The following is a 19,412-nucleotide window of genomic DNA, read 5'->3' as shown; positions in this document are numbered from 1 at the left end:
GGGTTGCCACAGCTCATTTCGATCCCTCCGCCGGGACCAGACCCCGCTCACGAGCATAGTCCTCAAGGAGGCCCCGGAGCTGCCTGCGTCCTCTGTGCAGCCTCGACATCACGGTGCCGATCGGAGTGCCCATGATGTCGGCGATCTCTTTATAGGGGAAGCCCTCGACGTCGGCCAGGTAGACCGCGATCCTGAACTCCTCCGGCAGGGCCGCCAGCGCCTGCTTGATGTCGCCGTCGGGCAGATGCTCGAGCGCCTCGACCTCGGCCGACTTCAGCCCGCTCGAGGTGTGCGACTCCGCCCGCGCGAGCTGCCAGTCCTCGATCTCCTCCGTGCCGGACTGCTTCGGCTCGCGCTGCTTCTTGCGGTAGCTGTTGATGAACGTGTTCGTCAGGATCCGGTAGAGCCACGCCTTGAGGTTGGTGCCCTCCTGGAACTGGTGGAACGACGCGAACGCCTTGGCGAAGGTCTCCTGCAGCAGGTCCTCCGCGTCCGCGGGATTCCGGGTCATCCGGAGCGCGGCGGAGTAGAGCTGCTCGAGATACGGCATGACGTCGCGCTCGAATCGCTCGCTTCGCTGCTCCAGCGTCTCCGCGCCTGTCGCGGGCACCGGACCCACCCCCCTAAGATCACCGGTGGCCGGCTGTTGCGGAACACCGTACTCAGGGGAGGATACCCGCTGGCCGGTGCCTTGCCGGTCAGTGGGGAGGGGTCTTGCCATAGTGAGCATGCTCGTCGCAACACGCCCGCGCACTTGTCTGTTCCCGCAAGATAGAAGGTACGAAGGACCCGGTGCGGGGAACGTCCATACGTACCGGCTGGTAGCCCTTTACCCGGAACTCAGGAGTCGCGTGTGCTGCCCATTCCGGCCGAGGAACTGAACGGCTCAGGGACGCTTGGGCCGTACTGGACCTTCTACCGCGCCGTCGCCGCCGAACAACTCAACCGCTGGCTCCCCGGTCAACCCTCCGTCGTCCTCGATCTCTCCGGCGGTCGCGGGCGTTGGTCCGGCCAGGTGGCCAGGGCAGGGCACAAGGTGATCGAGGTGCTCGACTTCCGCCGCACCGTCGACGGGCGGTCCGGCCTGCGGGACGCCGACCGGGTCCGGCACGTACGCGCCGACGATCTGGCGTTCCTGCCGGACGCGAGCGTGGACGCCGTGCTCGCCGAGGAACGCGTGATGTCGATCGAGCTGATGGCCGAGTCGGCGATGAGCGACGTGGCCAGGGTCCTGCGGCCCGGCGGGCGGGCGCTGGTGTGCGTCGACTCGCTGGTGCTGGGCATGGCGATCCTGGCCGAGCAGGAGCAGTGGCAGCACCTGCGGCAGACCGGCGAGGTCATGCTCGTGCCGTGGCCGGACGGCAGCATCACGCGGTGCTTCAGCAGCGGGCAGCTGCGCGAGCTGCTGATGGGCGCCGGGCTCGAGGTGGAGTGGATGCGGCCGCGCACGGTGCTGTCCCCGTCCACGGTCGACCACGTGCTCGGGGCCGACGCCCGCGCGCTCAACTACCTGGTGCGTACGGAGCTGGAGGCCCATCCGGACGACGACGACACGGTCGGCATCCATCTGGTCGCCAGCTGCCGCAAAAGCTGACTCCGCCTGGCTGTAGAGAGGTGTGCCGCCGTTCTTCGTGTCCGGCGGCATCCCGGCTCGCTCAGCGGCGCCGCTCCCGCTTGCCCTGGCACTGCACGCACCGCGCGGCCTCCGGACGGGCCTCCAGCCGCCCTTCCGGCACCGGCTTGGCGCAGTCGAGGCACCGGCCGTACACGCCTTGTTCCAGGCGCTTGATGGCCTCGACGACGGCGCGCCGCTGTGATGTGGCCACGGTCAGCATGGCCTGGGCCCGATCGGCGTCGGTCAGGTCAGAACCTGCGTCGGCCGCCGAGTGCTCGCGCACGGCGACGGGGTCGCCCTGGAGGACCCCGATCGATCGGTCCAGTTCCGCGAGCATGTCTTCCAGCCGCTCACGAGCGGTCGTGACGTCCACGAATCCGCACCTCCGGGTGAATCACGGCAACCCGCGGCTGGGACTCCCCGGTTGTCCCGCCCGGTGCAATTAGGGGCATTTATGGCGGTGACACCGAGTAAACGGATGCATCGCTTTCCTCACCGGATGCCCACTTACCGTGCTTCTTACACCTTTAGAAAAGTGCGGTTTCCTCCTCTTCCGGTAGAGGTTTGATGAGGTCCGGGCCATTGTTTCTGACGTTGTTGACGTCCGTGGAGACCGGATACGCCGTGAGCCGCCCCTGCTCGGCGGGCACCAGCAGCCGCGTGGCCTGCCCGACGTCGGTGACCTTGGGGTCAAGCCATTCGGCCCAGCGTTCGCGCTCGATCATCATGGGCATCCTGTCGTGGATGCGGCCGAGCTCGTCCTCGGCGTCCGTGGTGATGACGGTGCAGGTCACCAGCCATTTGAGAGGATCGTCATCGGCCCGGGACGGGTCTTTCCAGAACTCGTACAGGCCCGCCATCGCCAGCACCCCGCCATCCTCGGGATGGATGAAGTACGGCTGTTTCTTTTTCTTCTCGCCTTCGACCGGCATCCACTCGAAATAGCCGTCGGCCGGGAGCAGGCACCTGCGCTTGGCGAACGCCTGCCGGAACGACGGCTTCTCGGCCACCGTCTCGATCCTGGCGTTGATCAGCCGTGATCCGATCGACGGGTCCTTCGCCCAGGCGGGCACCAGGCCCCACTTCACGACCCTGAGCTGCCGCACCGCCCGCTGGGCCTCCTTGGGCACGCGGCTCAGCACGGCGTAGACGTTCTTGGTCGGCGCGACGTTGTAGTCGGCCCCGAGCTCCGTGTCGGGGTCGCCGTCCTGCTCGACCTCGAACTCCTCGAGCAACTCGTGCTTCTTGCGCGCCGACGCGTATCTACCGCACATAACCCCACACTGCCACGTACGGTACGGCTTTCGCTCGCCTGCCCACCTCGGGGCGTCCACAAAAGCAGGAGGCCCACCCCCGCCTACCTCGGAACCTGCACGAAAACCGGAGGCCCATCCCCCGCCTACCTCGGGACGTCCGCGGAAACCGGAGGCCCACCCGCGCCTGCCTCGGGGCGTCCGCGGAAACAGGAGGCCCACTCCCGCCGGCACACCTGATGACCGGAGTTGTCCACAGGCGCGACGGCACGCGAGACGCCGTCCACAGGCTGTGACCCTCGCCCTACCACTCCCAGTACTCTTTGACCATGCCCGCTCCGACCACGCCCACGCCGACCACGCCGCACTGGCCCGCGCCCACGGCGACCTCTCCGGTCACCGCCACCGTCCCGCTGCCCGGCTCCAAGTCGGTGACCAACCGCGCGCTCGTCCTGGCCGCGCTCGCCGACGGCCCCGGCGTCGTGCGCCGGGCGCTGCGCAGCCGCGACGCGGACCTGATGGCGTCGGCCCTGCGGGCCCTGGGCGCCACCCTGGAGCCCGCCGACGAGAGCGCCGCGGGGGTCGACTGGCACGTGACGCCGGGCCCGATCCGGGGCGGCGCGAGCATCGACGCGGGCCTGGCCGGCACGGTCATGCGGTTCGTCCCGCCGGTGGCCGCCCTGGCCGACGGCCCGGTCGCCTTCGACGGCGACCCGCACGCGCGCAAGCGCCCGATGGGTCCCATCCTCGACGCCCTGCGCTCGCTGGGCGCCCGGATCGACAACGACGCGCTGCCGTTCACGATCAGCGGGCCGCTGGCGGGCGGCGAGGTCACGCTGGACGCGTCGGGCTCGTCGCAGTTCGTGTCGGGGCTGCTGCTGACGGCGGCGCGGTTCGAGAAGGGCATCACGATCCGCCACGTCGGCCCGCCGGTGCCCTCGCAGCCGCACATCGAGATGACCGTGGAGATGCTCAGGGCGGCGGGCGTCACGGTCGACGACAGCGAGTCCGACGTGTGGCGCGTCGAGCCCGGCCCGATCGCGGCCAGAGACATGACGGTGGAGCCCGACCTGTCCAACGCGGCCCCGTTCCTGGCCGCCGCCCTGGTCACGGGCGGCACCGTGACGATCCCCACGTGGCCCGAGCGCACCACGCAGCCCGGCGACGCCCTGCGCGGCCTCCTCACCGCGATGGGCGCCACCGTGACCCGCTCCCCCGACGGAGCCGACCTGGTGATCACGGGGCGGGCCACGGGCGAGATCACCGGCATCGACGCCGACCTCCACGAGGTGGGCGAGCTGACCCCCACCATCGCCGCCCTCGCCGCGCTCGCGACCACCCCGAGCCGCATCCGGGGCATCGCCCACCTGCGCGGCCACGAGACCGACCGGCTGGCCGCGCTCGCCACCGAGATCAACCGGCTGGGCGGCGATGCGGAGGAGACCGCCGACGGCCTGATCATCCGCCCCCGCCCGCTGCACGGCGGCACCTTCCACAGCTACGACGACCACCGCATGGCCACGGCCGGAGCCGTGATCGGCCTCAGGGTGCCCGGCGTGGAGGTGGAGAACATCGCGACGACCGCCAAGACCCTGCCGGAGTTCGTCCGGATGTGGGACGGCATGTTGGAGGCCCGGTGACCCGGCGGCGCCTGCCCTCGGGCGCGGGTTTCGCACCGGAAACGCCGGGCACGTCGGAAAAGGGCGGTCCGTGAGGGTCCGCCGCCTGTACGGCGAGGAAAAGATCCAGCAGCACGGCGCCACCCCGGCCTGCCCGCGGCGGCGTCCGATCCCCCATCAGCACCGGCCGGCCGACGACGCGTCTCCGGCCTGACCGGGGGCGACCGCGCAGGTCATCGAGCGAAAGCGAGCGAGGACATGGGAGCAGACCGCTGAAGAAGCGGGAGTACGACGAGGACGACGTACGGGTCAGGCCGGGCAAGGGCTCCAGGCCGCGGACCCGGATCCGTCCTGCGCACGAGGACGCCGTGCAGGGCTTCGTGGTGGCCGTGGACCGCGGCCGCTACACGACGCTGGTCGAGCCCGAACGCCCGAAGGGGTCCGCGCAGAAACGCAAGCAGCAGCCGCAGCGGCGCCTGGTGGTGGCCATGAAGGCCCGCGAGCTGGGCCGCAAGGGCATCGTGGTGGGCGACCGGGTGGCCCTCGTCGGCGACGTCTCGGGCCGCCCCGACACGCTGGCCAGGGTCGTCCGCGTGGAGCCCCGCACGTCGATGCTGCGCCGCTCGGCCGACGACACCGAAGACACCGACGGCATCGAGCGCCCGGTCGTGGCCAATGCCGACCAGCTCGTCATCGTCACCGCCCTGGCCGACCCGCCGCCCCGGCCCCGCATGATCGACCGCATCCTGGTGGCCGCGTTCGATGCCGAGATCGACACCCTGCTCTGCCTCACCAAGTCCGACCTCGCCCCGCCCGACGAGCTGGTGGCCCTCTACGAGCCGCTGGGCGTCCCGCACGTCGTCGTGCACAAGGGCGGCTCCCTGGAGGAGCTCCGCGACCACCTGAAGGGCCGCGTCAGCGTCCTGGTCGGCCACTCGGGCGTCGGCAAGTCCACCCTGGTCAACGCCCTGGTCCCGGACGCCAACCGCGCCGTCTCCCAGGTCAACGCCGTAACGGGCCGCGGCCGCCACACCTCCACCTCGGCCGTGGCGCTGGAGCTGCCGGAGAGCGGCTGGATCATCGACACTCCGGGCGTACGCAGCTTCGGCCTGGCCCACGTGTCCATGGAAACGGTCCTGGCCGCGTTCCCGGACCTGGTGGAGGGCACGGTCGACTGCCCGAAGGGCTGCACGCACCTGGGCCCGGAGTGCGCCCTGGACGCCTGGGTCGCCGCCGGCAACGCCGATCCCGCCCGCCTCAAATCCCTCCGCCGCCTCCTCTCCAGCCGCGAAGGCACCCTCGACGACACCCCCTGACCCCCAGCCAGAGCCCCCGGCCCACCCGCCGACGCCGCGCACCGACCAGGACACGCCCGCCGACGCCGCAGACGCCCCCTGCACACCAGCCACGGCGCTCCCGAAGGCGCCGCCGCCGGTCCTGCCACCCCGCACCCCACCACCGAGCACCCCGGCCCGTGTGACGCCGTGCAGCGGCGCACAACGCAACGCGCTCGCCGAAGGCCTTGCACGCCCGCAGCCAAGCGCCCTGTCGGGAGCCCTCGCACGCCCGCTATCAAGCGCCCCGCCGTCACGGGCCCCAACGCCATGCCGCCGCACGGGTCCCGCCAGCGAGCGTCCTGCCGTCGAGCGCACCCGGCCACGCCACGCGGACCCCACGCACCGACCAGGACGCGCCCGCCGAGACCGCCGACGTCCCCTTGCGCACTGGCCACGGCGCTCCCGGAGGCGCTGCCTGCCCGCCACTCGCGCGGCCCGTGCCCGACCGCCAAGCGAAGCGTCCTTAGGGTGATGCAGTGCAGCGCGGTCGGCGGTCGAAGGCCTGCGTTGCCATCGTCACCGGCCACGCCGCCCGCCGAGACCCCCGCACCGCCGCGCCGTTGCCACACCGCACCCCCGCACCGCGCCGTCGCCACACTGCACTGTCGCCCCGCCACGCACCGCCGGCCAGCCCAGCACCACCTCACCCCAGTCCCGCGTCGTCGCCGTTCCGTCGTATGGGGTGGTGGCGACACGCGCGAGATGGACACCGTTACCAGAAAAGGGGCGTTGGTGACTGATGTTCTGTATGGCGGACACGGTAGCGTGGGCGACCGTGCAGGGTTACAACGATGATCTCCGGCTGGCCCACGTCATGGCGGACGCCGCCGATGACCTGACCATGCGGCGGTTCAAGGCGGTCGATCTCAAGGTCGACACCAAGCCCGATCTGACGCCGGTCAGCGATGCCGACCGCACCGTGGAGGAGGCCATCCGGGGTACGCTGCGCCGCGCCAGGCCGCGCGACGCCGTGGTGGGCGAGGAGTTCGGGAAGACCGGCTGGGGCGCCCGTTCGTGGATCATCGACCCCATCGACGGCACGAAGAACTACGTGCGCGGCGTCCCCGTCTGGGCGACCCTGATCGCGCTCATGGAGTACGGCAGGGTCGTCGTCGGCCTGGTGTCGGCCCCCGCGCTGGGCCGCCGGTGGTGGGCGGCGACCGAGGGCGGCGCGTGGACCGGCAAGAGCCTGACGAAGGCGTCCCGGATGCGGGTGTCCTCCGTGTCGAGCCTGGAGGACGCGTCGTTCTCGTACTCCAGCTTCGGCGGATGGGAGAAGACGGGCAAGCTCGACAACTTCCTCGACCTCAGCCGAGCCTGCTGGCGCACCCGGGCCTACGGGGACTTCTGGTCGCACATGATGGTCGCCGAGGGATCGGTGGATCTGTCGGCCGAGCCCGAGCTGTCGCCGTGGGACATGGCGGCGCTCACCGTGATCGTCGAGGAGGCCGGCGGCAAGTGGACCGACGTCTCCGGCGTGAAGGGCCTGGAGGGCGGCAGCCTGGTCTGCACGAACGGCATCCTGCACACCGAGGTGATCGACCGCCTCAACGGCACCTCGATCATCTCCTGAGTCCCGCCCGGGACTGGATGGCGGCGGTGGCGGCGTCCAGCGCGGCGCCGTCCTTGATCGTCACGTTGTCCTCGTAACGGACCCCGCTCGGCGGGTTGTCGTGACCGATGGGGTCGGCGTCCCAGAAGTTGCCCCGGTAGATCACGTTCTCCAGCGGCGGCCCGACCTCCAGGACGGAGGTGCTGTCGGCCCGCATGACGACGTTCCCCTCGACCGTCACCCACGAGGCGCCGTAGTCGGTGTAGAGCCCGAAGTTGTACGGCGTCCGCGTGTCCTTGATGACGTTCCCCTGGATCAGGGCCTGGTTGTCAGCCGAGTCACCCTGCACCCCGGACAGGTAGATGCCGCCCCCGTCGGCCAGCGTTCCCATGGTGTCCACGGTGAGGTTGCGCAGGACCTGGGTCCCCTCCCCGGGGCCGACGGTGATGCCGCAGTGCGGGACGTCCCTGACCTCGTTGTTGGCGACGACGCATCCGTACGTGCCCGTCACGCCGATCCCCGGTGAGCCGCTGTATTCGAGCCCGATGTGGTGAACCTTGTTGTCCTCGACAGAGGCGTTCCGCGTCCCGGACATCACGATGCCGCCGCCCGACAGGGTGTCGAAGTCGCAGGTCCGCACCACGACCTCGATGCCGCCGGAAACCCCCAGCCCCGTCGCCCCGAGCCGGGTGAACCGGCAGCCCTCGATCTCCGCCCCGACCGCGTCCTCGAACGTCACGCACGCGGGAATCATCACGGACGCGGTCGGATACGTCACGGATGCGCCCTCGCCGAGCACCGCCGTCTCGACACCGCCGCCCTCGTAGTAGCCGTTCCCGTGATAGTGCAAGAACCCCTCCGGGCGGCTCGGCCGCAGCCACGTCGCGTCCGCGAACACCAGCCCCCTGAACGCCACGTCCCGCGCCCCCGCCACGCTCACCAGCGTCTCCAGGACCGGCGCCACCACCCGCGTACGAGCGGGATCCTCCCCGTGGAGGGGCAGGTAGAGCAGCACGTGGCGCCCGGGCCGCGAGCGGTCGAGCACGAAGGTCCCGGGCTCGCGCAGGAAGCTCGGGTCGTTCTCGATCCTGGTCGGCAGCCCCGGACCGCTCGACGTCTGCCCCGCCCAGACCGAGTTGTACAGCTCGGCGGCCCACCCGAACGCCGGCTGAGCCATCGTGACCACCGTGTCCCCGGACACCGACGCCACCCCGCAGCGCGCCTCGGTCCACGGGTAGACCCCCCGGTGGACGAACTCGACGTCCCCCGGGCTCCGCCACCCGAGCGGCTCGTCCGTGACGTAACCGGTGGCGGTCGCCCGAGCGTCGCCGGGCAGGCCGGCGATCCAGGCGCGCTCGGCTCGACGGCCGTCCACGTAGAGCTGGCGGGTGTCGAGATCGCCGACCTCCGCCGTCCAGACGCCGTCCCGCACCTGCCACGCCGTGATCGGCCGGCCGCCGCTCACCACCGCCTCCTCCTGCTCGGGAGTGCCGTACCCGCACGCCTGGTACACCGTCCCGGAGTCGGCCTCGCCGAGCGAGAACGGCTCCGTCAGCGCGTGGGTCCCGCCCCGGAGGTGTACGACGGCGCCGCCGGCCGCCTCGCGGGCCGCGGAGCGCGCGCGTTCGAGGGTGGCGAACGGGTGGTCGGCCGAGCCGGGACCCGAGTCGTCGCCGGAGGGTGCGACGTGGAAGTGGAACATCACAGACCGCCTTTGCTGTTTATGCCGTACACGTAGTAGACACCATAAACAGAAGGAGGCGACATGACAACCGACCCCGAAGTCGAACTGCTCTGGCGGGAGCAGGATCGCGAGCCGCGGCCCGGCCTGAGCCTGGGCAGGATCGTGCGGGCCGCCATCGAGATCGCCGACGCGGAGGGCCTGGAGGGCCTGTCGATGCGCAAGGTCGCCGACCGGCTCGGGTTCACGACCATGTCCCTCTACCGCCATGTCCCCGGCCGCGACCAGCTCGTGGACCTGATGGTCGACGAGGCCTACACCGAACGGGCAAGCACCCCCGAGGAGCCCGAGACAGGGCAGGGGTGGCGGATGCGGCTGGAGGCCGCGGCCAGGCAGGGCTGGCAACTGCGCCGGCGGCACCCCTGGCTGGCCGAGGTACGCGGCACCCGCCACCTTCCCGGCCCCAACGCCATCGCCTACTACGAGCACACGCTGAGCACCCTCACCGGCACCGGCCTGCGCCCTTCCGAGGTGATCGCCGTCGTGGGCATGCTGGGCCGGTTCGTGGACGCCGAGGCGCTGACTTTGGTCGAGACCCGGCGCGAGGAGCGCCGCAGCGGCGTGTCCGAGCAGGACTGGTGGGGCAGCCGCGACGCCCTCTACGAGCGCCTCAACAGTTTCCCCACCCTTTCCCGCCTCTGGACGGAGGGCGGCTGGGACCACCCCGAGGACTCGTTCGAGTTCGGCCTGCGCCGCCAGCTCGACGGCGTCGAGGCTCTCATCCGAGAGCGTGACGAAAGTCGTGATGAAAGCTCAGGATGCCTCGAGTGCGGCACCCCGCTGGAGCCGGCGCCGTCCGGCCGCCCCCGCGTCTACTGCTCCCGCGCCTGCCAGCAACGCGCCTACCGCAAGCGCAAGAACGGCTAGAGCGCGAGCACGGCCCGGACCGCGTTCATCAGCCCGTCACGATAGGACCCGCCGAACAACACCACATGAACGAGCAGCGGATGCAGCTGGTGCAGCGGCACCCGCCCCCGCCACCCCTCCGCCGGCGGAAACTCCTCCTGGTACGCCCCCAGCACCCGATCGAGGTACGGCAGCCCGAACAGCGCCAGCATGGCCAGATCGGTCTCCCGATGCCCGCCATGGGCCGCCGGATCGATCAGCACGCCCGACCCGCCCGACCACAGCACGTTCCCGTTCCACAGGTCCCCATGGATCCGCGCCGGCGGCTCCGCAGGCCCCGCCACCTCGGCGAACCTCTCCACGGCCCGCTCGACCAGCGCCGCGTCCGAAGCAGGCAGCCGCGCCTGCCGCAGGAAGGGCAGCACCCGCCGGGAGGCGTAGAAGCCGGGCCAGTCCGAGCAGGGCGAGTTGTCCATCGGCAGGTCGGCGATGAACCCCGGCCACGGCGCCCCGAAGCCGGCCGCCCCCGCCCGGTGCAGCCGGGCCAGCGAACGCCCGAACCGCTCGGCCGCCGCCGCGCTGGGCGCCTCCTCCCGTACCCACGACAACACCAGCCGGTCGGGCCCCACCTCCACCACCTCGGGCACCACGGCGGCCTCCCCCAGCCACCGCAGCCCGGCCGCCTCCGAGGCGAACACCTCGGAGGCGGCCCCGGTCTTGGCGAACACCTCACGCCCGTCGTCCAGCACGCCCTTCAGCAGCCGCCGGCCGTGCGACGAGCCGAGTTCCGCCGTCCAATTCATCAGCCGATCTCATCGGCGATGTGCTTGGCCAGCCCCTCGGAGGCCGACTCGACCAGCGCGAGCACCTCCTCGAAGCCCTCGGGGCCCCCGTAGTACGGATCGGGCACCTCGGCCCCCTCCTCCGCCGCGGGATCGAACGACCGGAACAGCCGCACCTCCGACCCCACCGGCGCAATCCGCCGCAGATTGGCGAGGTTGTCCTGGTCCATGGCCAGCACCAGGTCGTACCGGTCGAACCAGTCCTTGGTGAACTGCCGGGCCCGGTGTGCCGAGCCGTCGTAGCCGTGCTGTCCGAGGATGGCCAGTGCCCGCTCGTCCATGGGGTCCCCGGCATGCCAACCGCCGGTTCCGGCGCTCTCCACGGTGACGCGGTCGCCCAGCCCGCACTCGGCGAGCGTCTGGCGGAGCACCACCTCCGCCATGGGGGATCGGCAGATGTTGCCCATGCACACCAGGCATACGCGATAAGTCATAACTCCCATCATGGGGGCGACCGGGCCCGTTCACCGAACGTTCACCCTTGTCAGGGGGCTGCGGTCACCTTCGGTGCATAGCTTTCATGGCGACTAAGGACCAAGTGGGAGGAAACCCAACCGTGAAGTATGCAGGCCGGCTCGCCGCCGTAGCCGTTGTCGGCGCGCTCTCCCTCGCTGCGTGCGGCACAGACAACAATGCCCCCGCTGGCAGCACGACTTCCGCCAGTGCACCCGCCGCGGGCAATGACAATGGTCTGAGCGGTACGATCAACGCCGCGGGCTCCTCGGCCCAGGCCAACGCGATCACCGAGTGGACGAAGAACTTCACGGCCACGAACCCCGGTGTCACCCTCAACTACCAGCCCAGCGGCTCCGGCGCGGGTGTGCAGGCGTTCATCCAGGGCACGGTGGCCTTCGCCGGCTCCGACTCGGCGCTGAAGGATGACCAGCCCGCGCAGGCCGACGCCCGCTGCAAGACCGGCAAGGCCATCAACATCCCGATGGTGACCGGCCCCATCGCGGTGGTCTACAACCTGCCCGGCGTCGAGGGCCTGCAGCTGTCGCCGAAGACCCTCGGCGGCATCTTCGACAGCAAGATCACCAAGTGGGACGACGCCGCGATCAAGGCGGACAACCCCAGCGCCAAGCTGCCCTCCACCCCGATCCAGGCGTTCCACCGCTCGGACGAGTCGGGCACCAGCGACAACTTCACCAAGTTCCTCAAGGCCACCGCCGGCTGGGCCTACGAGCCCGCCAAGGCGTGGCCCGCCGAGGCCAAGGGCCAGGGCGCCAAGGGCTCCGACGGCATCGCCTCCTCCGTGAAGGACACCGAGGGCGCGATCAGCTACGTCGAGCTCTCCTACGCCGAGAACTCGTCGCTGCAGAAGGCCAAGGTCTCCAACGGCGCCAACGAGTTCGTCGAGCTCACCCCCGAGAGCGCGGCGAAGACGATCGAGACCGCCACGATCAAGGGCACCGGCAACGACCTCGCCCTGTCGATCGACTACGCCACCAAGACCCCGGGTGCCTACCCGATCGTCCTGGTGACCTACGAGATCACCTGTGAGAAGGGCCTGTCGGCGGAGGAGTCGAAGCTGGTCAAGGGCTTCCTCACCTACACCGCCAGTGACGAGGGTCAGGCGGCCCTGAAGGAGCTGGGTTACGCCCCGCTGGCCGGCGACCTGCTCACCAAGGTCCGCACCGCTGTCGAGGCGATCTCCTAGCCACCGATGGCCAACGATCTGAAGACCCGTGACGGCGGACCGGCCATGAGCCGGTCCGCCTCGCGGCGCAGCCATGGTGAAGGCCCCTTCCGCTTCCTCTCCACGGCGGCGGGCGTCCTCCTGCTGGCGATCATGGCGGCCATCGCCGTGTTCCTCATCAGCGAGGCGATCCCCGCCCTGCAGGCGAACAAGGCGTCCTTCTTCACCGAGCTGACCTGGGACCCCAACGGCCAGAAGGTGTTCGGCATCGCCGCCCTGGCGTTCGGGACCGTCCTCAGCTCGACACTCGCGCTCGTCATCGCCACCCCGATCGCGGTCGGCGTCGCGCTGTTCATCTCCCACTACGCGCCCCGCCGCCTGGCCTCGGGGCTCGGCTACCTGGTCGACCTGCTCGCCGCCGTGCCCAGTGTGGTCTACGGCCTGTGGGGCCTGGCGTTCCTGGTGCCGCTGATCCGAGAGCCGTCCCAGTGGCTCAACGAGACCTTCGGCTGGTTCCCGCTGTTCGCCGGAGAGGGCGCCATCGGCGGCAAGACCATGCTCGCGGGCTCGATCGTGCTGGCGATCATGATCCTGCCGATCATCGCGGCGATCTCGCGTGAGGTGTTCCTCCAGGCGCCGAAGATGAACGAAGAGGCGGCCCTGGCGCTCGGCGCCACCCGCTGGGAGATGATCAGGATGGCCGTGCTGCCGTTCGGCCGCCCGGGCGTCATCAGCGCCGCCATGCTCGGCCTCGGCCGCGCCATGGGCGAGACCATCGCGGTCGCGCTGATCTTCCCCGCGACCTTCGACATCACCTTCGAGATCCTGACGCCCCACGCCAACAGCATCGCGGCGAACATCGCCAACGGCTTCGGCGAGGCGACCCAGATCGGCCGCGGGGCGCTGATCGCCTCCGGTCTGGTGCTGTTCGTCATCACCCTGCTGGTGAACATGGGAGCGCGCCTGATCATCAACCGCCGCAAAGAGTACTCGAGGGCCGGCGCATGACAGCAATCCAGCACATCTCGACCAGCCGCCGGGTCAAGGACAAGATCGTCCAGGGGCTGGTCTACCTGGCGTTCGGGCTGGCCGTCGTGCCGCTCATCTCGGTGCTCTGGCTGGTCATCTCCAACGGCCTGGCCCGCTTCGACCTCGAGTTCCTGACCCACTCGATGCGCGGCATCGGCGCCCGTGACGCGGGCGGCGGCGCGTACCACGCGATCATCGGGACGCTGGAGCAGGTCCTGCTCGCCTCGGCCGTCTCGGTCCCCATCGGCCTGCTCACCGCGATCTACCTGGTCGAGTACGGCAACGGCGGTCGGCTGAGCCGATCGATCAGCTTCTTCGTGGACGTCATGACCGGCATCCCCTCGGTCGTCTCCGGTCTGTTCGTCTTCGCGTTCTGGATCCTCGTCCTGGGCTTCCAGTTCTCCGGCTGGGCCGGCGCGCTCGCGCTGTCGATCCTGATGATGCCGACCGTGGTCAGATCGGCCGAGGAAATGCTCCGGCTGGTGCCCAACGACCTGCGAGAGGCCTCGTACGCGCTGGGTGTCGCCAAGTGGCGCACGATCATGAAAGTCGTGCTGCCGACGGCGCTCACCGGCATCGTCACCGGCGTCATGCTGGCCGTGGCCCGCGTCGCCGGCGAGACCGCGCCGCTGCTGATGACGGTGTTCTTCACCAACTCCATCAACAACGATCCGTTCACCGGACCGCAGATGGGCCTGCCGCTCTTCGTGTTCGACCAGGCGGCCCGCCCGAACGACACCGCCATCGACCGGGCGTGGACCGGCGCCCTCACGCTCATCCTGATCGTCATGCTGCTCAACCTGGTGGCGCGCCTGATCGCCTGGTGGCGTGCGCCCGCCAGGGGCCGATAGGGGGTAACCGCCGCAATGTCCAAGCAGATCCAGGTCTCGGGTCTCGACGCGTACTACGGGTCGCACAAGGCGATCGAGGACGTGTCGATGACCATCGAACCCCGTTCGATCACCGCGTTCATCGGCCCGTCCGGGTGCGGCAAGTCGACGTTCCTGCGCACGCTCAACCGCATGCACGAAGTGATCCCGGGCGCCCGGGTGGATGGCAAGGTCCTGCTCGACGGCGAGGACCTGTACGCCCCCACCGTCGCGCCCGTCTCGGTGCGCCGGATGATCGGCATGGTCTTCCAGCGCCCCAACCCGTTCCCCACGATGTCGATCTACGAGAACGTGGCCGCCGGCCTCAAGCTCAACGGCCGGGTCGGCAAGTCGCAGCTCGACGGGGTCGTGGAGGAGTCGCTCAAGGGCGCCAACCTCTGGAACGAGGTCAAGGACCGCCTGAACAAGCCGGGCGCCGGCCTGTCGGGCGGTCAGCAGCAGCGTCTCTGCATCGCCCGGGCCATCGCGGTCAAGCCGCAGGTCCTGCTGATGGACGAGCCGTGCTCGGCGCTCGACCCGATCTCCACGCTGGCCATCGAGGACCTGATGGCCAAGCTCAAGGACGAGTACACGATCGTCATCGTCACCCACAACATGCAGCAGGCCGCCCGGGTGAGCGACAGGACCGCGTTCTTCAACCTCGCCGAGCAGGGCAAGCCCGGCAAGGTGATCGAGATGGACGAGACGTCCCGCATGTTCACCAACCCGTCCCAGAAGGCAACAGAGGATTACATCACGGGGCGCTTCGGCTGATGACCCAACAGCAGGCGGCATCCACGGTGATCGGGGACGCGCGGACGAAGCCCGTACTGCTCATCGCCGACCCCGACGGCGCGGTCGTGGAAGACCTCGCCACGGCGCTCGAACGGGAGGGCGTGTCCGTCACAGGCACGCCCGACGGGGCTCAGGGTCTTCTCCAGGCGGGAGCCCTGCAGCCTGACGTGGTGCTCGTCTCGGCCACGCTGCCGGTCATAGACGCGGTGGAGTTCGTCCGCGCGGTACGGCTGGCGCGCGCCGTACCCGTCCTGCTCGGCGTCGGCGAGGGCCACGCCGAGCAGGCGGTACGCGCGCTCGCCGCCGGCGCGGCCGCCTGCGTGGCCCGGCCCTACCGGGTGGCGGAGCTGCTGCCGTTCATCCAGGCGGCCTCGCCCGGCGCGCGCCAGGTGCTCGCCGTGGGCGGGGTCGAGCTGGACGTGCAGGCCTATCAGGTACGGGTGGGCGGGCGAGCGGTCCACCTGCCCCTGCGGGAGTTCGAATTACTGCAGTACCTGATGCGCAACGCCGATCGCACGGTGACCCGCGAGCAGATCATGCGCCACGTGTGGCACGCCGCGGCCAACACCTCGACGAACACGATCGCGGTGCACGTCAAACGCCTGCGCGCCCGGCTGGGCGACGAGGACGACCAGCTCATCCAGACCGTACGGGGTGTCGGCTACCGCCTGGTCACGCCTGGCACTTCCGGAAGTCCTGCATAATCCGCTTCGTCACGCCTTCGACCGTCGCTATGCCGTACCCCACCTCGGGACTTCCCTCGGTGAGTACGGCAACGGCGTAGGCGTGGCCGTCGCCCCTGATCAGGCCCACGCTGACCGTGGCCCAGAGCTTGTTCGAGACGTGCTTGAGCCAGCCGTTCTTCAGCGCCACGCGGTCGCCCGCGCACGCGGCGGCGCTGATGCCCCAGTTCTGGCCCGCCACGACGTGACCCATGAGCTTCAGCACCTGATCGCGGTCCTTGGCCTTCAGCGGGCTCTTGCCGGACACCAGGGCCCGCATGAGGCGGATCTGGTCGTCCACCGACGTTCGGGTGATTCCCCAGCAATACAGGTCAACGCACTCGCCTGCGACGCCCTGGGTGTGTTTGAGGCCCAGCTTCCTGCCTGCCTTGGTGAAGCCGGGCGCGCCACCGATGCGTGACCAGAGGCGGTCGGCGGCGTGGTTGTCGCTGTAGCGGATCATGATGTCGGCGTCGTGCCGGACGCCCGCTGGCAGCTTCTTCCACGAGGCCCGCAGCAGCAGCGCCATGAGGATCTGCACCTTGGCCGTGCTGGCGGTGATCAGGCGCTCGCCGGGGTGGTAGCGGTAGAGCCGGCCGGTCGTCAGGTCCTTGACCATGGCGGTGACCTGACCGGACCGGCCCGCGAGGTAGCGATCGAGCCGCTTGCCGATCCGCTCGGCCGGGATCGGCGCCAGATTCTCCTCGGCCGCGACCTGCTCCAGCCGCGCCCCGAAGGCCGCCTCGCGTACGCCCAGGACCGCTTCCCGCCGGGCGGGAGCGGGCGGCTGTGCCCGGACCCGGGCAGGCGTCGGTAAGAGAGCTGTGAGCAGGGCGAGGGCGATGACCGCTCGGGGTATCGCCTGGCCGCGGCCCGCGATCATTGACGCATTATCACGAAAAATCGTGACAGGCCGCTAGATGTCGGCGGCGATCAATTTCGCGATCGAATCGTCGTCACACGTGGCCCAGAAGTCCCCCACGACATCCTCCAGGTGCTGGAGGGAGTCGGCCCGGAACAGCACATCCTGATATTTCGTGATGTCGTAGTGCGTGGTCCCCATGGCAGACAGGTCCAGCGGCCTGATGTCCATGCCGCGGAACTCCTCGATCTCCCCGTACGACGAGAGGATCCCCGCCCCGTACGCCCTGAGCTCGCCTCCTTCCGCCATGACCCCGAACTCCATCGTGAACCAGAAGACCTTCGACACGAACTCCAGCGCCTCCTCGGACTCCACCCGCCGCGCGGCCTGACCCGCCAGGTGGTACAGGGCGGCGTACCGGGGAGCGGCCAGCGCGTTGGCATGGCCGATCACCTCGTGGACGACGTCGGGCTCCGGCGTGTAGAAGGGCACGGAGTGGTGCCGGATGTACTGCGTCGAGTGGAAGAACCCGTCGGCCAGCACCCCGTAGAAGTCGCGCAGCGGCACCAGCCCCGCGGCGGGCAGATACCGGAACCCGGTCAGCGGCTCCAGCAGCCGCGAGACCTCTTCGAGTTGCGGGATCCGCTCCTTCGGCAGCCCCAACTGCGCGGCGCCGTCCAGGTACTCGGCTGTGGCGTACTTGGCGTGCTTGACCGCCAGCTCCCTGGTGACCAGGGCCCAGACCTCGTGCTCCTCCTCGGTGTACTCGGCCGCCGGAATGGGCGTCCCCCGCCGGTGGTTGACGGCCAGCCCCGCGATCGCGTTCCGCCGCGCCCGGTAGACCGCGTCCGCGAACCCCGGATGGGACGCGGCCAGCTCCACCACCACCGACCCGTCCTCCTGGGCTGCGACAGGGGCGAAGTATTGTGCTTCCTCGAACATGCTCCAAATGACAGCAATTCCGCGTTCTCTTGACAACAGCGACCAGTTTTGCTGCGCGATACGCTTGATTTCGCCTCCCCAAACTCACATCTTCTGCTCGAATCGCACAGTTCAGGGAGGGTCCGCCATGGACGATCTCGACGCCAGGTTGCTGGTGACCATGCGCGCCCATCCCCGCGTCGGCCTGACGGAGCTGGCCCGGCTGCTGGGGGTGGCGCGCGGCACCGTACAGGCCCGGGTGGAGAAGCTGACGGCGAGAGGCGTGATCGAGGACTTCGGCCCGACCGTGTCACCGGCCGGCGCCGGCTACCCCATCCTGGCGTTCGTGTGGCTGCAGATCGCCCAGGGGCGGCTGTCGGAGGCGGTGGAGGCGCTGCGTGCCGTACCTCAGATCCTGGAGGTGCACGGTACGAGCGGCCAGCACGATCTGCTGTGCCGAGTGGTCGCGCACACCACCGAACACCTCCAGGAGATCATCGCCGGCATCCTGGCGTCCTCGGCGGTGCAGCGCACGGACACGACCATCGCCCTGTCCACCCAGATCCCCTACCGGATCGAGCCCCTCCTCGAAAACCGCTAGGACCTCGGCGGCATCCAACCTGATGGAGGGGTGCCATGAAGAAGCTCATAGCGATCGCCGCCGTGGTGGCGGCCAGCGCGGCCCTGGTCCCGCTGTGGACCACCGTCCGCGCTCCGGACCAGCGGCCCAGCCCGGCTCCTGGCGAGCCCGCTGCCTACGCGTACCTGTGCAACAACGCCAAGGACGAGGGGCCGCACGATGAGTGCGGCCACTGGTTCGTGGTGACGTCCGGCGGGAGGACGTGGCAGCTCACGGACGCGGTGGAGCGGGGCTACGTGGACCTGACCGCGGACGGCCGCTACCTGGCCTACCAGCGGGCCGGCGACGGCCGCCTCGTGGTCCGGGACCTGGTGGGGGGAACCGTCCGTGCGGTCCAGGAGGCCGCGCCCGGGGTGGACGGGGACCGGCTCGCGTACCGGCCCGCGCTGCTGGGCAAGGGGCGCTGGCTGTACGTGGACTACGTGGCGGGCTGGCAAGGCGTGGACGAGCCTCCGAGCTTCGTCGTGGACGTCGCCACTGGCCGCACGGTGTGGCGGCTGCCTGAGGGCTCCTGGCTGGACCGGCTGGACGACGACGGATCGAAGCTCATGGTGGAGGATGACAAGTCGTTCTCGGTCATAGACGCCTCGGGAACCTCCACGAAGCCGCTGCCGGCCCGCCTCCGCGCCGTCGAGGCGACCGGCGCCCTGACCCCGGACGGGACGGGCCAGGCCGCGCAGGTCGTCTCCAGGAACTTCCCGGCGGGCGGCGCCGACATCCGCCCGGCCCGGCTGGTCACCATCGACACCGGGACCGGAAAGGCGCTCCATGACGTACGCCTCTCGCTCCCGTTGAAGGACAGGGCGAGCATCTGCGACGTCAGCCGGTGGGCCGACTCTCGGGTGGTTCTGCTGAGATGCGGGACGGGCGAGCTGTTCCACGACATCACCTTCCGCGTGGACACCCGGACGGGGCAGCACACCAAGGTGAGAGAGACGCGGCCGCCCAGGTCACACCTGTTCGAGCTGGTGCGGGCAACGGATTAGCCCGTAAAACAAGAAATGGCCCCACGCACCGGCGTGGGGCCATTTCTATAAAGATTGTCCGGCGGCGACCTACTCTCCCACACCCTCCCGAGTGCAGTACCATCGGCGCAGAGAAGCTTAACTTCCGGGTTCGGAATGTAACCG

21 protein-coding genes and 1 rRNA gene are annotated in these 19,412 nt (G+C 70.0%); 13 read left to right on the top strand and 9 right to left on the bottom strand.

The features are described from left to right. Window positions 1-13: 13 nt before the first annotated feature. Window positions 14-619 carry a sigma-70 family RNA polymerase sigma factor gene (locus tag ACIHFD_RS40575; RefSeq protein ID WP_173526616.1) on the bottom strand — a complete coding sequence of 202 codons (606 nt, stop codon included), beginning with the start codon at window positions 617-619 and terminating at the stop codon, window positions 14-16. A gap of 234 nt (window positions 620-853) precedes the next feature. Between ACIHFD_RS40575 and ACIHFD_RS40570 the strand changes: the two genes are divergently transcribed. Continuing rightward, entirely contained in the window at window positions 854-1,594 is a 741-nt protein-coding gene (locus ACIHFD_RS40570) for a methyltransferase domain-containing protein (protein ID WP_357750681.1), read from the top strand. Between the two features lie 61 nt (window positions 1,595-1,655). Here ACIHFD_RS40570 and ACIHFD_RS40565 read toward each other — a convergent pair whose 3' ends face one another. Beyond that, window positions 1,656-1,988: a TraR/DksA C4-type zinc finger protein gene (locus tag ACIHFD_RS40565; protein WP_350729262.1), complete on the bottom strand. Its 333-nt coding sequence runs from the start codon at window positions 1,986-1,988 to the stop codon at window positions 1,656-1,658. Between the two features lie 154 nt (window positions 1,989-2,142). Then, window positions 2,143-2,889, bottom strand: a complete 747-nt coding sequence (locus ACIHFD_RS40560) for an SOS response-associated peptidase (protein WP_350729260.1) — start codon at window positions 2,887-2,889, stop codon at window positions 2,143-2,145. 308 nt (window positions 2,890-3,197) lie between these two features. Here ACIHFD_RS40560 and aroA point away from each other — a divergent pair, with 308 nt between their 5' ends. The 4 genes from aroA (at window position 3,198) to hisN (ending at window position 7,397) form a co-directional block, all read left to right on the top strand. Next, window positions 3,198-4,508 (top strand): 3-phosphoshikimate 1-carboxyvinyltransferase, encoded by a 1,311-nt coding sequence (gene aroA, locus ACIHFD_RS40555; RefSeq protein WP_397371457.1) that lies wholly within the window; start codon window positions 3,198-3,200, stop codon window positions 4,506-4,508. A 70-nt stretch (window positions 4,509-4,578) separates the two neighbouring features. Further along, the gene (locus ACIHFD_RS40550) at window positions 4,579-4,701 is read left to right on the top strand and encodes a hypothetical protein (RefSeq protein WP_397371456.1); all 123 of its coding nucleotides are present in this window, start codon (window positions 4,579-4,581) and stop codon (window positions 4,699-4,701) included. A gap of 58 nt (window positions 4,702-4,759) precedes the next feature. Then, the gene (gene rsgA, locus ACIHFD_RS40545) at window positions 4,760-5,803 is read left to right on the top strand and encodes a ribosome small subunit-dependent GTPase A (RefSeq protein ID WP_355205517.1); all 1,044 of its coding nucleotides are present in this window, start codon (window positions 4,760-4,762) and stop codon (window positions 5,801-5,803) included. 760 nt (window positions 5,804-6,563) lie between these two features. Next, window positions 6,564-7,397, top strand: a complete 834-nt coding sequence (gene hisN / locus ACIHFD_RS40540; RefSeq protein WP_397371455.1) for a histidinol-phosphatase — start codon at window positions 6,564-6,566, stop codon at window positions 7,395-7,397. Here the strand turns inward: hisN and ACIHFD_RS40535 are convergent. Further along, entirely contained in the window at window positions 7,387-9,078 is a 1,692-nt protein-coding gene (locus ACIHFD_RS40535; protein WP_397371454.1) for a right-handed parallel beta-helix repeat-containing protein, read from the bottom strand. The two genes, hisN and ACIHFD_RS40535, sit on opposite strands and share 11 nt — an antisense overlap. Window positions 9,079-9,141: 63 nt before the next feature. On the opposite strand from ACIHFD_RS40535, the gene ACIHFD_RS40530 reads away from it, so the two are divergent. Then, on the top strand, window positions 9,142-9,984 hold the full coding sequence (locus tag ACIHFD_RS40530) for a TetR/AcrR family transcriptional regulator (protein ID WP_397371453.1): 843 nt from the start codon (window positions 9,142-9,144) through the stop codon (window positions 9,982-9,984). Here the strand turns inward: ACIHFD_RS40530 and ACIHFD_RS40525 are convergent. Next, the gene (locus ACIHFD_RS40525; RefSeq protein ID WP_355205076.1) at window positions 9,981-10,766 is read right to left on the bottom strand and encodes a fructosamine kinase family protein; all 786 of its coding nucleotides are present in this window, start codon (window positions 10,764-10,766) and stop codon (window positions 9,981-9,983) included. The genes ACIHFD_RS40530 and ACIHFD_RS40525 overlap by 4 nt on opposite strands. Further along, window positions 10,766-11,239, bottom strand: a complete 474-nt coding sequence (locus ACIHFD_RS40520) for a low molecular weight protein-tyrosine-phosphatase (RefSeq protein WP_397371452.1) — start codon at window positions 11,237-11,239, stop codon at window positions 10,766-10,768. The genes ACIHFD_RS40525 and ACIHFD_RS40520 overlap by 1 nt, the downstream gene beginning before the upstream one ends. Before the next feature lie 122 nt (window positions 11,240-11,361). Here ACIHFD_RS40520 and pstS point away from each other — a divergent pair, with 122 nt between their 5' ends. From pstS to ACIHFD_RS40495, 5 genes are read left to right on the top strand one after another with little or no spacing between them, the layout of a single operon-like run. Next, on the top strand, window positions 11,362-12,465 hold the full coding sequence (gene pstS / locus ACIHFD_RS40515; RefSeq protein WP_397371451.1) for a phosphate ABC transporter substrate-binding protein PstS: 1,104 nt from the start codon (window positions 11,362-11,364) through the stop codon (window positions 12,463-12,465). 6 nt (window positions 12,466-12,471) lie between these two features. Next, complete coding sequence (pstC, locus tag ACIHFD_RS40510; protein WP_350729249.1) at window positions 12,472-13,452, top strand: phosphate ABC transporter permease subunit PstC; 981 nt, start codon at window positions 12,472-12,474, stop codon at window positions 13,450-13,452. Next, window positions 13,449-14,324, top strand: a complete 876-nt coding sequence (pstA, locus tag ACIHFD_RS40505) for a phosphate ABC transporter permease PstA (protein ID WP_350729247.1) — start codon at window positions 13,449-13,451, stop codon at window positions 14,322-14,324. The genes pstC and pstA overlap by 4 nt, the downstream gene beginning before the upstream one ends. Before the next feature lie 15 nt (window positions 14,325-14,339). Next, window positions 14,340-15,116: a phosphate ABC transporter ATP-binding protein PstB gene (gene pstB / locus ACIHFD_RS40500; protein ID WP_350729245.1), complete on the top strand. Its 777-nt coding sequence runs from the start codon at window positions 14,340-14,342 to the stop codon at window positions 15,114-15,116. Continuing rightward, window positions 15,116-15,841, top strand: coding sequence for a response regulator transcription factor (locus ACIHFD_RS40495; RefSeq protein WP_397371450.1), 726 nt, complete (start codon window positions 15,116-15,118; stop codon window positions 15,839-15,841). The genes pstB and ACIHFD_RS40495 overlap by 1 nt, the downstream gene beginning before the upstream one ends. Here ACIHFD_RS40495 and ACIHFD_RS40490 read toward each other — a convergent pair. Together ACIHFD_RS40490 and ACIHFD_RS40485 are read right to left on the bottom strand one after the other, a co-directional pair. Beyond that, window positions 15,810-16,742, bottom strand: coding sequence for a serine hydrolase (locus tag ACIHFD_RS40490; protein ID WP_397371449.1), 933 nt, complete (start codon window positions 16,740-16,742; stop codon window positions 15,810-15,812). The genes ACIHFD_RS40495 and ACIHFD_RS40490 overlap by 32 nt on opposite strands. Before the next feature lie 33 nt (window positions 16,743-16,775). Further along, window positions 16,776-17,663: a phenylalanine 4-monooxygenase gene (locus ACIHFD_RS40485; RefSeq protein WP_397371448.1), complete on the bottom strand. Its 888-nt coding sequence runs from the start codon at window positions 17,661-17,663 to the stop codon at window positions 16,776-16,778. Between the two features lie 127 nt (window positions 17,664-17,790). Here ACIHFD_RS40485 and ACIHFD_RS40480 point away from each other — a divergent pair, with 127 nt between their 5' ends. Continuing rightward, window positions 17,791-18,243 (top strand): Lrp/AsnC family transcriptional regulator, encoded by a 453-nt coding sequence (locus ACIHFD_RS40480; protein ID WP_397371447.1) that lies wholly within the window; start codon window positions 17,791-17,793, stop codon window positions 18,241-18,243. Window positions 18,244-18,278: 35 nt separating this feature from the next. After that, a complete protein-coding gene (locus ACIHFD_RS40475; RefSeq protein ID WP_397371446.1) occupies window positions 18,279-19,268 on the top strand; it encodes a hypothetical protein in 990 nt (329 codons plus the stop codon). A gap of 56 nt (window positions 19,269-19,324) precedes the next feature. Here ACIHFD_RS40475 and rrf read toward each other — a convergent pair. Next, a 5S ribosomal RNA gene (gene rrf, locus ACIHFD_RS40470) occupies window positions 19,325-19,412 on the bottom strand; the annotation flags it as partial.

The sequence above is a fragment of the Nonomuraea sp. NPDC051941 genome (genome assembly GCF_044593615.1).
This window is presented reverse-complemented; position numbering and strand designations above follow the sequence as displayed.

Coding starts and splice junctions, on each gene's coding strand:
- ACIHFD_RS40560 (WP_350729260.1), bottom strand. CDS start 2,889: ATGTGCGGTAGATACGCGTCGGCGCGCAAGAAGCACGAGTTGCTCGAG.
- aroA (WP_397371457.1), top strand. CDS start 3,198: ATGCCCGCTCCGACCACGCCCACGCCGACCACGCCGCACTGGCCCGCG.
- hisN (WP_397371455.1), top strand. CDS start 6,564: ATGTTCTGTATGGCGGACACGGTAGCGTGGGCGACCGTGCAGGGTTAC.
- ACIHFD_RS40535 (WP_397371454.1), bottom strand. CDS start 9,078: ATGTTCCACTTCCACGTCGCACCCTCCGGCGACGACTCGGGTCCCGGC.
- ACIHFD_RS40530 (WP_397371453.1), top strand. CDS start 9,142: ATGACAACCGACCCCGAAGTCGAACTGCTCTGGCGGGAGCAGGATCGC.
- ACIHFD_RS40525 (WP_355205076.1), bottom strand. CDS start 10,766: ATGAATTGGACGGCGGAACTCGGCTCGTCGCACGGCCGGCGGCTGCTG.
- ACIHFD_RS40520 (WP_397371452.1), bottom strand. CDS start 11,239: ATGACTTATCGCGTATGCCTGGTGTGCATGGGCAACATCTGCCGATCC.
- pstC (WP_350729249.1), top strand. CDS start 12,472: ATGGCCAACGATCTGAAGACCCGTGACGGCGGACCGGCCATGAGCCGG.
- pstA (WP_350729247.1), top strand. CDS start 13,449: ATGACAGCAATCCAGCACATCTCGACCAGCCGCCGGGTCAAGGACAAG.
- pstB (WP_350729245.1), top strand. CDS start 14,340: ATGTCCAAGCAGATCCAGGTCTCGGGTCTCGACGCGTACTACGGGTCG.
- ACIHFD_RS40495 (WP_397371450.1), top strand. CDS start 15,116: ATGACCCAACAGCAGGCGGCATCCACGGTGATCGGGGACGCGCGGACG.
- ACIHFD_RS40490 (WP_397371449.1), bottom strand. CDS start 16,742: ATGATCGCGGGCCGCGGCCAGGCGATACCCCGAGCGGTCATCGCCCTC.
- ACIHFD_RS40485 (WP_397371448.1), bottom strand. CDS start 17,663: ATGTTCGAGGAAGCACAATACTTCGCCCCTGTCGCAGCCCAGGAGGAC.
- ACIHFD_RS40480 (WP_397371447.1), top strand. CDS start 17,791: ATGGACGATCTCGACGCCAGGTTGCTGGTGACCATGCGCGCCCATCCC.
- ACIHFD_RS40475 (WP_397371446.1), top strand. CDS start 18,279: ATGAAGAAGCTCATAGCGATCGCCGCCGTGGTGGCGGCCAGCGCGGCC.